This window comes from Mycobacterium sp., assembly GCF_032162605.1.
Taxonomy (GTDB): domain Bacteria; phylum Actinomycetota; class Actinomycetes; order Mycobacteriales; family Mycobacteriaceae; genus Mycobacterium.
The window spans coordinates 1-12,727 of the sequence record NZ_JAVROT010000583.1 but is presented as its reverse complement, the minus strand read 5'-3'; the positions used below and the strand labels follow the sequence as shown (position 1 = coordinate 12,727).

The 12,727-nt window shown below is 67.9% G+C and carries 7 protein-coding genes and 1 pseudogene; 6 read left to right on the top strand and 2 right to left on the bottom strand.

The window, feature by feature from the left end; translation table 11 throughout:
- The 4 genes and pseudogenes from QOI01_RS32530 to QOI01_RS32515 all read left to right on the top strand — a co-directional run.
- Positions 1–218: LppP/LprE family lipoprotein (locus QOI01_RS32530; RefSeq protein ID WP_526387752.1), on the top strand; the 218-nt coding region annotated here is incomplete at its 5' end.
- 527 nt (positions 219–745) lie between these two features.
- Entirely contained in the window at positions 746–1,480 is a 735-nt protein-coding gene (locus QOI01_RS32525; RefSeq protein WP_526387750.1) for a GntR family transcriptional regulator, read from the top strand.
- Between the two features lie 117 nt (positions 1,481–1,597).
- On the top strand, positions 1,598–5,017 hold the full coding sequence (locus QOI01_RS32520) for a TM0106 family RecB-like putative nuclease (protein ID WP_526387748.1): 3,420 nt from the start codon (positions 1,598–1,600) through the stop codon (positions 5,015–5,017).
- Positions 5,014–6,318: pseudogene (locus QOI01_RS32515) on the top strand (FAD-binding oxidoreductase). Before QOI01_RS32520 ends, QOI01_RS32515 begins: the two are co-directional and overlap by 4 nt.
- Here the strand turns inward: QOI01_RS32515 and QOI01_RS32510 are convergent.
- The gene (locus QOI01_RS32510) at positions 6,250–8,370 is read right to left on the bottom strand and encodes an MFS transporter (protein WP_526387746.1); all 2,121 of its coding nucleotides are present in this window, start codon (positions 8,368–8,370) and stop codon (positions 6,250–6,252) included. The pseudogene QOI01_RS32515 and the gene QOI01_RS32510 overlap by 69 nt on opposite strands.
- A 277-nt stretch (positions 8,371–8,647) precedes the next feature.
- Positions 8,648–9,943, bottom strand: coding sequence for a multidrug effflux MFS transporter (locus QOI01_RS32505; RefSeq protein ID WP_526387744.1), 1,296 nt, complete (start codon positions 9,941–9,943; stop codon positions 8,648–8,650).
- A gap of 160 nt (positions 9,944–10,103) precedes the next feature.
- On the opposite strand from QOI01_RS32505, the gene QOI01_RS32500 reads away from it, so the two are divergent.
- On the top strand, positions 10,104–10,877 hold the full coding sequence (locus QOI01_RS32500; RefSeq protein ID WP_526387742.1) for a hypothetical protein: 774 nt from the start codon (positions 10,104–10,106) through the stop codon (positions 10,875–10,877).
- 253 nt (positions 10,878–11,130) lie between these two features.
- Positions 11,131–12,727 (top strand): 2-oxo acid dehydrogenase subunit E2 (locus QOI01_RS32495; protein ID WP_526387754.1); only part of this gene is annotated, 1,597 nt, incomplete at its 3' end.

Genomic DNA, 12,727 nt, shown 5'->3' with positions numbered 1-12,727 from the left:
ACTCCGACAACCCGAACACCCGCGCGGTGCTGTTCCACCTCGGCAAGGTCATCCCGACCGGCGTGCCGGACACCTACGGCTTCAACGGGATCGACGAAACGGCCACCACCGGCGACACCATCGCGCTGATGTACCTCAACGCAACCAGTGGACTCAGGAGCGTCGTCCGATTCCACTGGAACGGCAACGGGGTCGAACTCATCGGCAACACGGGGTAGGCGGTCGCGCGGGGATTCGTGGCAGGCGCGCCACAGTCCCGTGCTGCAGGGGTGCGACCAGATCGGATCGCAACCAATTGCCTCCACGGGTTCGAGGCGGCCCAATTTTGCTGTGGCATTGAGTTTTCGGGTGCGTAGATCGTCATCTCGAGCGGCTTCCAGTGCGGTGGCCACGGTGGGGCGCTCAAGCCGACCAGGTCCGGCGAGTCGAACTGGAGGGTGGGCGGCGCGCCAACGTCGACTTCCAGCGTCACGTCTCATCGGCCGGTGAGCGTAGGTCCGACGCGTGCAAGGTGCCGAGCTGGCGATGAACCTCCCAAACTTCGATCCAGACAGGATGATTCGAAACGCATGGCCCCGCTGGACCGCAAGCCCGTTTCGTATTGGGAAACAACTCGACCCTCCCCGCGGCAACCCGCGAACGCGATGTCCCGGCACGGCTCCAAACGACGCTTATTGAATCCTGGCGACTGTATGCTGAGTTGCGGGAAACCGGCCCGCCCCCGATGTGACGAGGAGCGCGAGTCATGGCTTACGCGTCGACGACTCACACCGACTCCGGTGGTGTGCGCCCAGCCTCCGCGAGGCCCGTCGGGGTTCCCATTGAACGGCCGGCGCCTCTGCGCGAAGCCGTCTTCGACGCCCTCATCGAGATGATCATCACTCGTAAATTGCAACCGGGTGAGCATCTGGTCGAGAAAGAGCTGGCGGCGTCGCTGGGAGTCAGCAGGCAGCCCCTCCGGGAGGCGCTACAGCGCATGCACACCGAGGGCTGGGTGGACCTGCGGCCCGCACTCGGCGCGTTCGTCCACGTCCCCACCGAGTCCGAGGCAGACCAGCTTCTCGCCGCGCGCAGCATCCTCGAGGCGGAGTCCGCCAAGCTGGCCGCCGAGCAGGCAACGCCCGAGCAGGTACGGCACCTGTGGGAGCTGCAACGCATCGGCGAAGAAGCGCTCGCCGTGGACGACCAGGAGGTCCTCCTGTCCGCCAACGCCTCGTTGCACACCTACATCGTCGGCATGTCCGGCAACAAAGTCCTCGCCGATCTCAGGGCCTCAGTCGAGCACCGGGTGCGGTGGTACTACATGCCCATCGCACAGGTGCGATCGAGAGACGCCTGGGAGGAGCACGCCGAGTTGATAGAAGCGCTCGCTGGCCGAGACGGCGGCCGAGCCTGCGCCCTGATGCGCATCCACACCGAGCGCACCAGGGTCATCTATCGCGAGCAACGTCGACGGGAAGCGGCCGGGGGAACCGTCTGAGACCGATCTCCCAGGCGCATATCGCCTAGGGTTCGCGACGGTTCGGCATCTACTTCGGAATCCGGACGCGAACTCCCCGCGGCCTCGCTGTCGGAGAGCTGACCTACAGTTGCGGGCGTGTTCGTCCTAGCTGATGGGGGTGACGACCGCGTCGTCTACAGCGCCTCCGATCTCGCCGCCGCGGCGCGGTGCGAGTACGCGCTGTTGCGCGCCTTCGACGCCAAACTCGGGCGCGGCCCGAACATCGGGGTAGAGGACGAACTGCTCGCCCGCACTTCGACTCTCGGTGACGATCACGAACGCCGCCAGCTCGACGACCTGCGCGCCGAGTTCGACGACGACGTGACCGTCATCGGCCGCCCGAAGTACAGCGCAGCGGGCCTGTGCGCCGCGTTCGACCAGACGATGCGCGCGGTCGAGAGCCGTTCTTCGGTCATCTACCAGGCGGCGATGTTCGACGGCCGGTTCGCCGGTTTCGCCGACTTCCTGGTGCTGGAGGGCGACCGATACCGCCTGCGCGACACCAAGCTCGCCCGCTCGGTCAAGGTCGAGGCGCTGCTGCAACTGGCTGCCTACGCCGACACTCTCGCCCGCAGTGGCGTGCCGGTGGCCGACGAGGTCGAACTGGTCCTCGGTGACGGCGCGGTCGCGGCCTACCGGGTGGACGAACTGCTTCCCGTCTACCTGCCACGACGCGCCGCACTGGAACGCCTGCTCGACGACCACCTCGCCGGCGGTGCGGCCGTGACGTGGGAGGACGAAGCGGTCCGCGCGTGCTTCCGCTGCCCCGAGTGCGCCGTCCAGGTGCGCGCCACCGACGACCTGTTGCTCGTGGCGGGGATGCGGGTCAGCCAACGCGCCCGCATGCTCGACGCAGGCATCACCACCATGCACGCGCTGGCGGAGCACGCCGACGCGGTACCCGAACTCTCCACGCGCACGGTGAACAAACTCTCCGCGCAGGCCCGGCTTCAGATCGCCGAACGGGTCGACGGCAAGCCGCCGTATGAGGTGGTGGACGCACAGCCGCTGATGACGCTGCCGGACGCCGACAGGGGTGACTTGTTCTTCGACTTCGAGGGCGACCCGCTGTGGACGGTCGACGGGCGAGAGTGGGGGCTCGAGTACCTGTGGGGCGTACTGACCGTCACCGGCGAGTTCACCCCGTACTGGGCCCACGACCGGGCCAGCGAGCGCCAAGCCCTCATCGACTTCCTCGCCATGGTGCGCAAGCGTCTCAAGCGCTATCCGGGCATGCACGTCTACCACTACGCGGCGTATGAGAAGAGCACGCTGCTACGCCTGGCCGGGCGCTACGGCGTCGGCGAGAACGACGTCGACGACCTGCTGCGCAACGGCGTCCTCGTCGACCTCTATCCGTTGGTGCGCAAGAGTATTCGCGTGGGCACCGAGAGTTACTCCATCAAGTACCTCGAACCGCTCTACATGGGCAATGAGCTGCGCGGCGGTGAGGTGACCACGGCCACCGACTCCATCACGCAGTACGCCCGCTACAGCGCGCTGCGTGACGCCGGGCACGCCGACGAGGCAGCGATCGTGCTCAAGGAGATCGAGGACTACAACCGCTACGACTGCCGGTCGACGCGGCGGCTTCGCGACTGGTTGGTGGCCAGGGCCATCGAGTCGGAGGTGCCACCCCGCGGCCCGCAACCCGTGCGCGACGCCGAAGCGCAAACCGCGGTCGAGATCGCCGACGGGCTCGAACGCACGCTGATGCGGTTCGCGGGCGACGGTGTCGAAGAGCGCACCGCCGAGCAGACCGCCGTGGCGATGATGGCGGCCGCCCGCGGTTACCACAAGCGCGAGGAGAAGCCCTTCTGGTGGGCTCACTTCGACCGCATCAACAACCCCGTCGACGAATGGGCCGACGCAAGCGGGGTGTTCATCGTCGAGCACGCCGAGGTCGTCGCCGACTGGCACAAGCCACCGAAGGCTCGCAAGCAGCAGCGGCAAGTAATGCTGACCGGCGAACTCGCCACGGGCGATCTCGGACGCGGCGACGTCTACGCGCTCTACGCTCCCCCGGGGCCGACGGGCCTCGCCGGGGACCCCGACCGCCGCGTCTGGGGCTCGGCGACGGCACTGGAGTGCGACGATCCGTCGGCTCCCACCCAAGTTCTCATCCGGGAGCGTGAACCCAACGAGGGGGGGTGCTTCGACGAGTTGCCGTTCGCGCTGACCCCCGGGGCGCCGATCAACACCAAGCCGCTGCAGGACTCGATCGCGGCAACTGCGGCATTCGTCGGCGCCGCATTGCCCAACCTGCCTGCCGACGCGGTGACCGACATCCTGCTGCGCCGTCCCCCGCGCACCGTCAGCGGTGGCACCCTCCCCCGCACCGGTATGGTCATCGATGACATCGCCAACGCCCTCCTGGATCTCGATTCGTCCTACCTCGCGGTGCATGGGCCGCCGGGCACCGGCAAGACGTACACCTCCGCTCAGGTCATCGCACGGCTGGTCGGTGACCACGGTTGGCGAGTCGGCGTCGTCGCACAGTCGCACGCCGTCGTCGAGAATCTCCTCGGGTGCGTGATCGACGCCGGCGTGGACCCCTATCGGGTGGGCAAGAAGAAGGCCTCCGACGCACCTTGGCGAGTAGTCGACGAGAAGGACTACGCAGCGTTCATCGCCGACCACGAGGGTTGCGTGATCGGCGGCACCGCATGGGACTTCGCCAACGACGGCCGCGTCGCCCGGCGCAGCCTCGACCTGCTGGTGCTCGAGGAAGCGGGCCAGTACAGCCTGGCCAACACCATCGCGGTGGCGAGCGCCGCCAGGAACCTGCTGTTGCTGGGTGATCCGCAGCAGCTGCCGCAGGTCACCCAGGGCACCCACCCCGAACCCGTCGACCACTCGGCTCTCGGCTGGCTGGTCGATGGCCATCACACTCTGCCACGGGAACGGGGGTACTTCCTCGACCTGTCCTACCGCATGCATCCCGCGGTATGTGGTCCGGTGTCGCGGCTGTCCTACGACGGTCGCCTCCGCTCGCACGAGAAATTAAGCACCGCCCGGCGCCTCGATGGAGTCACGCCAGGAGTGCGAGTCCTCGAGATCGACCACGACGGCAATTCGACCGAGAGCCCCGAGGAAGCCGACGCGATCGTCGACGAGATTCAGCTCCTCCTCGGTACGCCGTGGACCGACGAGAACGGCACGGTACCGCTGGGCCAGGACCACGTGCTGGTCGTGACCCCGTACAACGCACAGGTGGTCACGCTGCGACAGCGACTCGACGCCGTGGGCCTGACCAGCGTCGAGGTAGGCACCGTCGACAAGTTCCAAGGCAGGCAGGCTCCCGTCGTATTCGTGTCGATGACCGCATCCTCTGCCGACGAAGTACCGCGCGGAATCTCCTTCCTGCTTAATCGGAATCGGCTCAACGTCGCCGTGAGCCGGGCCAAGTACGCGGCGATCATCGTCCGCGCGACGCTCCTGACCGACTACCTGCCGTCGACGCCGGCGGGATTGATCGACCTCGGTGCGTTTCTGTCACTGACAGTGAAACGCTGACCGACCGGCTCGCCGCGATCGTCGGCGCCAAGTACGTCAGCACCGATCCCGACGTCCTCGCCGGGCGCTGCGTCGACTACACGGACGCTATCGGGGACGAGCCGCCGCGCTGGTGCGCCCGTGTTCCCGCGACGAGGTCGCGGCGGTCCTGCGGGAGTGTCGCGACGCAGGCTCGAGCGTGACGGTGCAGGGCGGACGTACCTCTTTGGTGGCGGGCACCGTCCCCGAGCAAAGCGACGTCCTGCTCTCCACCGAAAGGCTCTCGACCATAGGTGACGTCGACACGGTCGAACGCCGCGTCCATGCGGGCGCAGGAGCGACGCTGGCAGCGGTGCAGCGCGCCGCACCCGACGCCAGGTTTTCGGCGTCGACCTCGCCGCACGGAACTCGGCGACAGTGGGCGGCATGGCCTCGACGAATGCAGGTGGATTGCGGACCGTGCGCTACGGCAACATGGGTGAACAGGTCCTCGGCCTGAACGTCGCGCTGCCCGACGGGTCGGCGCTACGACGCCACAGCGAGGTGCGCAGCGACAACACCGGCTACGACCTGGCCTCCTGTTCGTCGGCGCCGAAGGGACGCTCGGCGTGATCACGGGCCTGGATCTGCGGCTGCATCCCACACCGACCCAACGCATTACGGCGATCGCGGGGTTCGACGACCTCGACGCGCTCATCGATGTCGGCCGCGAGTTCCGTGACGCCGACGGCATCGCCGCCCTCGAACTGATCGACGCGAGGGCAAGCGCGCTGACGGCCAAGCACATGGGCGTCGGCCCTGCGGTCGGCGTCGACACCGCCACCCGGCAGCGCCTCTGGCAGGTTCGCGAGGCCGTCGCCGACGTGCTGGGGATTTATGGTCCGCCACTGAAATTCGATGTCTCACTGCCACTTTCGATGATCGCACAGTTCGCCACGGCGGCAGCTCGGCTGGTAGGCGAGCACGCCCCCGATGCCATCCCCGTGCTGTTCGGACACATCGGCGAAGGCAATCTGCATCTGAACCTGGCGCGCTGCGTGCTAGACACCGAGACCGAGCGGGCGTTGTACTCGGCGATGATGGCGCTGATCGCCCAGTGCCGCGGCAACGTCAGTTCTGAGCACGGAGTGGGGACCCGCAAGCGCGACTATCTGACGATGTCGCGCACCGGCGCGGACATCGCCCCCGTGCGCCCGCTGAAGACGGCGTTCGACTTGGACGGGCATCTGAACCCCGCGGTGCTCTTCGATGACTCAGTCATGGAACGGCATGGAGTGCCTGCCGTAGGTTCCCGCGTCGCCCCCGTCGTCCTCCGTGCGTGAATGTTTGCCGCCAGGCGGCGCCGCGGGCGGCAGAACCTGGAACTTGTCCTCCGCGTCGTGGTGAAATCCGTTGCGGTTGAACCCGATCGGCTCAGGCGCCCACGTGGGTACGCGCGCCGAGTTCTCGAGCAGGTCATCGAGCATGCTCCGCCACGGCGCGTCTTCGTTGCGGCCGGGCACGGGTTGCGGCGCCCGAAGGGGTTCGGCGACCACGATGAGCTCGGGCTCCGTGTCCGGCTCGGTGTCGACCTGCGGTTGCACGGGGTCGTCCTCCATCAGGCTGTGCCACGTGTCAACCGGCCCGCCATGCCAGGTTTCGGCCGGCGCGTGCATCGGGTGTTCGACGTGCACGGCGAGTGGCTCGGTGACGCTCTCGTCGGCGGCGATCACTCCGGGCGGGACGACGGCGGTCGGTCTTTCCACCGCGTGACGGGGTTCGTCCCACTCGGCTTGGCCCTCTGCCTCCCCATCTGCTTCCCCGTCTTCGGAAGCCCACTCGACGGTGTATTCGACGTAGTCGTCGTCGTCGGGAAAGTAGTCGGGTTCGAGCCGTGCGTCGACGAACCGAGTCGTCGCCCCGCGCCGGGTGGCGGACGCCTGGCCGTCGCCGAACCCGCGCAGGAACAGCGCGGCGATCACGCCGAACAGCGCGACGAGCGCGGGCAGCAGCAGCGACTGGGACAACGCGGCCGAGAACGGTTCGTGCAGGAAGCCGGGCAGCCGGGTCACCGAACCCTCGCCGACCCCCGGGTCCTCGGCGGCGGGTATCGCGGCGCTGATCTGCGACGTCATGAACGCCGCCATGCCAGCACTGCCCAGGACGCCGCCGACCTGCCGCGTCGCGTTGTAGACGCCCGAGCCGGCGCCCGCCTCTTCCGGCGGCAGGTTACGGGTCGCGGTGGCCGCCAGCGGGGACCAGATGAACGCCATCCCGATGCCTATGAGCAGGAACGGCAGCACCAGCCGCCAGATCGGCGTCGTCGGCGTCATCTCGATCGACAGCCAGGTGAGGGCGATCGCCAGGGCGGAGAAACCGAACCCGACGATGGGTCGCGGGTGCGCCCGGTCGACGAGCTTGCCCACGAACGGCGCCAAGACGCCCGTCGCGATCGCCATCGGCGCCGTCAGCAATGCCGCCCGGGTCGGGGACAGCCCGCACACCGCCTGCGCATAGAACATCACCGGCAGGATCATCGCGGTCACGGTGAAGCTGATCACGGCGATTCCGAAGCTGGACATGCTGAAGTCGTTGTCGCGGAAGATCTTCAGCGGTATCAGCGGTTCGTGGGGGTTGACCGCCTGCCAGTAGACGAAGGCCGCCATCGCGGCGACGCCGGCCAGCACCATGGCCCAGATCCAGGGCGCCCAGTCGTGCGACTGGCCCTCCTGCAGCCCAAAGACCACCAGGAACATGCCGACGCCGGACAGCACGACGCCGATCGCGTCGAAGCCGTGCTTCTCGGTCGGCAGCGACGGGACGAAGACGAGGGCCAACACCAGACCGAGGACGCCGATGGGCACGTTGACGATGAAGATCCACTGCCAACCCAGTCCGTCGACCAGGACGCCGCCCGCCAGCGGGCCGACCAGGGTGGCGACACCCGCCGTGGCACCCCACACGCTCAACGCGACACCGCGCCGCGCGGGCGGGAAGATCCGCGTGATCGTGGACAGCGTCTGGGGTGTCAGAAGCGCCGCGCCGATCCCCTGGACGACACGGGCGGCGACGAGGACCTCAATGCTGCCCGCGAGTCCACACCACAGCGACGCCGCGGTGAACACCGCCAGCCCGGCCAGGTACAGGTTCCGCGGCCCGAACCGGTCGCCCAGCCTGCCCGCCAGCAGCAGTGGCACCGCGTAGGCCAACAGGTACGCGCTGGTCACCCAGATGACCGCGTCGTAGTCCGCGTCGAGCGCATCCATGATCGACGGGTTCGCGACCGAGACGATCGTGGCGTCGAGAAGGATCATGAAGAAGCCGACGAGCAGGGCCCACAGTGCGTTCCACGGATTGTCGGTCCGAGGCCGCAGTATTGGCAGCGCCGACGTCATCGCGATGCCTCGCCAAGGGCGCATCTTCCCGTCGCTTCGCTCGCCCCGCCGCATCTTCCCGTCGCTTCGCTCGCCCCGGCGCATCTTCCCGTCGCTTCGCTCGCCCCGGCGCGCAGCATCGCGGTCCGTGCCATGGCGGCGCAGGGCACCGGAGAGGGGGTCATCGTCTGCAGCATTTATTCGACCATGCGTTGCGAAGCTATTGCGCCGACGCTACGGATTCGTCGGTGTCCCGACAAGTCGGCTACCCCGTGGGGTCACCGGCAAACGGTGCAGTTCACGCGGCGTCGGGGACCACGCCGGCCAGTGCGTCAACCTCGCCGTCGTCCGAGCTGGAGACGCCCACCGCAAGCAGTGCCACCAACGCGATCACCGCGCCCGCAGTCATGACCACCGCGAGCGCCAACTCGTCGTTGCCGAGGACACCGACCAGCGGAGCCACGGCCGCCCCGAGACCGAACTGCCCGGCGCCAAGCATCGCCGCCGCAGTTCCTGCGGCATCGGGGTGACGGGACAGCGCCACCGCAGGTGCGTTGGGGATGACGAAGCCCATCGCCGCCAGGATGGCCCATACGGGCAGCACGAAGGCGGCCAGTCCGCCGACCCCCGCCGCCGCCAACCCGACGAACGCCACGCCCGAAGCGGCGGATGCGGCCAGCGCCCACACCGTGATCGTCCCCGGCGTGAAGCGGCGCAGGAGCACCACGTTGAACTGCGTCGCCGCAATGAGCGCGACCGCGCCCGCTCCGAAGACCAGTGCGAAGGTCTGCTGGTCGAGACCGTGGCGGCCCTGCAGCACGAACGACGCGCCTGCGACGTAGGCGAACAGTCCCGACATGCCCAACGCGGCGACCAGGACGAGGATGACGAAACGCTTGTCCCGCAGGAGCCCGCCGTAGGTGGCCAGGATGCCGCGCACCTTCAGTGGCCGTCGATGCGAAACCGGCAGCGTCTCGGGCAGGGCCAGCACCGCGAGGAGAAGAAGCAGCCCGGCCAGCACGACCAGGACGGCGAACACCCAGTGCCACGAGAAGCGCAGCAGCACGGCCGCACCGAGTGACGGCGCCACCACCGGAGCCACGCCGAGCACCAGCATCAGCCTCGACATGACGGTGGCGGCCGTGTTGTCCGTGAACAGGTCGCCGACGATCGCGATCGCGACCACCATCGCGGCGGCCGCGCCGACGCCCTGCAGTCCCCGCGCGATGCCAAGCACCACGATGCTCGGCGCGAACAGGCACAGCAGCGAGGCCAGCATGTGCAGCACGATGCCCGCCATCAGCGGGCGGCGACGACCGAGCGAATCGGAGAGCGGACCGATCACCAACTGACCGATGGCCAGGCCCGCCAGGGTCCCGGTGAGGGTCAGCTGCACCACCGACGACGACACCGAGTAGTCCTCGGCGATCCGCGGCAGTGAAGGCAGGTACATGTCGATGGTCAGCGGGCCCAAGGCGACGAGCAGGCCCAGCACCACGATCATCCGGGTCTGACTCGGCACCGGCGTGCCGTCAGCCGACAGTGACCGGGCCGGTGCAGCACTCTTGAGGTCCACGTGTCCAGATGCTGCCATGACTTTGTTTAGCAATGATTACCAATTTTTTCTTCCCAGGGCGAACGGTGACCGATCTCACCGGCGGGCACGCGCAGGGACCGTGGTTCGTTGAGCAGGCATCAAGGCGGGTATGTCAGGGATACCCTGATCTCGCCCGTCCGCACCTGGAGGCCGAACAATGAGCGCTCGTTCCAGCGCCAAGAGCCAACTGCCCGCCACCGGCAAGGAGTCTGCCGACGACCCGAGCGTTGCGGCGCGCGCGCTGTCCCAGATCATCGAACGTGGCGCCCGCGTGCAGGCCCCCGCCGTCAAGGCCTACGTAGAGCGGCTTCGCGAGCACAGCCCGGACGCGACGCCTGCCGACATCGTCGAGAAGTTGGAAAGGCACTACCTTGCCGCCGTGATGGCCAGCGGCGCGGCCGTCGGCTCCGCTGCGGCCTTCCCTGGCATCGGCACGCTGGTGGCCATGTCTGCCGTCGCCGGTGAAACCGTCGTGTTCCTCGAGGCGACGGCGGTCTTCGTTCTGGCCGTCGCCGAGGTCTACGGCATTCCCGCCGAACACCGGGAGCGTCGCCGCGCGTTGGTGCTCGCGGTGCTGGTCGGAGACGACGGCAAGCGTGCCGTCGCAGACCTCATCGGTTCGGGTCGGACCGGCGGCGCCTGGCTTTCCGACGGCGCGGCGTCGCTCCCGTTGCCCGCGGTGTCGCAGTTGAACGGGCGACTGCTCAAGTTCTTCGTCAAGAAGTACGCGCTGAAGCGTGGGGCGATCGCCTTCGGGAAGATGCTCCCCGTCGGCATCGGTGCGGTGATCGGCGGCGTGGGCAACCGGGCGATGGCCAAGAAGATCATCGCGAACGCCCACGGCGCATTCGGAACACCGCCTCCGCGGTGGCCCGCGACGCTGCACGTATTGCCCGCGCCGGGCACACGCGCACTGCGGGCGCCGGACTAGCAGGACGGGCGCCCAGGAGCCCAGGCGCCTCTCGCGAGGAGAGACCCTGACAATGAGATCGGCCGCCATCGACGTCGGACTGACGTGACAAGTGGCGTTGGCCGGTACGCGGTGCGCCGGAAGCGCTAGCCTTTATGCGGCAACGAGCGAGCGGCAGACGGCGCGCCCGCGGGGTTAGAAGGAATCGAGGCGAGTAGCTGCCGTGAGCAGTTCACCTTCACCATTCGGACAGAACGAGTGGCTTGTCGAGGAAATGTATCGCAAGTTTCGCGAAGATCCCTCCTCGGTCGATCCGAGTTGGCACGAGTTCCTCGTCGACTACTCCCCCGAGCCGACCAACGAGACGAAGGCGGCGTCGAGCATCAACGGCCATGCCGCCGCGGCGCCGGCGGCCGGCAAGCCTGCGGTAGCAGAGGACACCAAGCCCGAGCCGGCCAAGGCGGAGCCGGCCAAGGCCGCGGACGCCAAGCCGAAGGCCGCGGCACCGTCTTCGGAAGGCGACGAGGTCGCGGTACTCCGCGGGGCCGCTGCTGCCGTCGTGAAGAACATGAATGCGTCCCTGGGCGTACCCACGGCGACGAGCGTGCGAGCCATTCCGGCCAAGCTGATGATCGACAACCGCGTCGTCATCAACAACCACCTCAAGCGCACCCGCGGCGGCAAGATCAGCTTCACCCACCTTCTGGGCTACGCGATCGTCCAGGCGGTCAAGGAGTTCCCCAACCTGAACCGGCACTTCGCCGAGATCGACGGCAAGCCGAACGTCGTCACACCAGCCCACACCAGCCTCGGGCTGGCGATCGACCTGCAGGGTAAGGACGGCAAGCGTCAGCTCGTCGTCGCGGCCATCAAGCGTTGCGAGACCATGCGTTTCGGGCAGTTCATCGCGGCCTACGAGGACATCGTCCGCCGGGCGCGCGACGGCAAGCTCACCGCCGAAGACTTCGCGGGAGTGACGATCTCGCTGACCAACCCCGGCACCATCGGCACCGTGCACTCGGTGCCTCGCCTCATGAGCGGTCAGGGCGCCATCATCGGCGCGGGCGCAATGGAGTACCCGGCGGAGTTCCAGGGCGCCAGCGAGGAACGCATCGCCGACATGGGCCTCGGCAAGCTGATCACGCTGACGTCGACCTACGACCACCGCATCATCCAGGGCGCGGAGTCCGGCGACTTCCTGCGCACCATCCACGGGTTCCTGCTGTCCGACGACTTCTTCGACGAGATCTTCCGCGAACTGGGCATCCCCTACGAGCCGGTGCGGTGGCGCACCGACAACCCCGACTCGATCTTCGACAAGAACGCGCGCATCATCGAATTGATTGCGGCATACCGCAATCGTGGCCACCTGATGGCCGACATCGACCCGCTGCGACTGGACAAGGGCCGTTTCCGCAGCCACCCCGACCTCGACGTGCTCACCCACGGGCTGACACTGTGGGACCTGGACCGGGTGTTCAAGGTCGACGGGTTCGCGGGCGCCGACTACAAGAAGTTGCGCGACGTGCTGTCGGTGCTGCGTGACGCCTACTGCCGCCACGTCGGCGTCGAGTACACCCACATCCTGGAACCCGAGCAGCAGAAGTGGATTCAGGAACGCGTCGAGGTCAAGCACGACAAGCCCACGGTCGCCGAGCAGAAGTACATCCTCTCCAAGCTGAACGCGGCCGAGGCCTTCGAGACGTTCCTGCAGACGAAGTACGTTGGCCAGAAGCGCTTCTCGTTGGAGGGCGCCGAGAGCGTCATCCCGATGATGGACGCGGTGCTCGACCAGGCCGCCGAACACGGCCTCGACGAGGTCGTCATCGGCATGCCGCACCGCGGTCGGCTGAACGTGCTGGCCAACATCG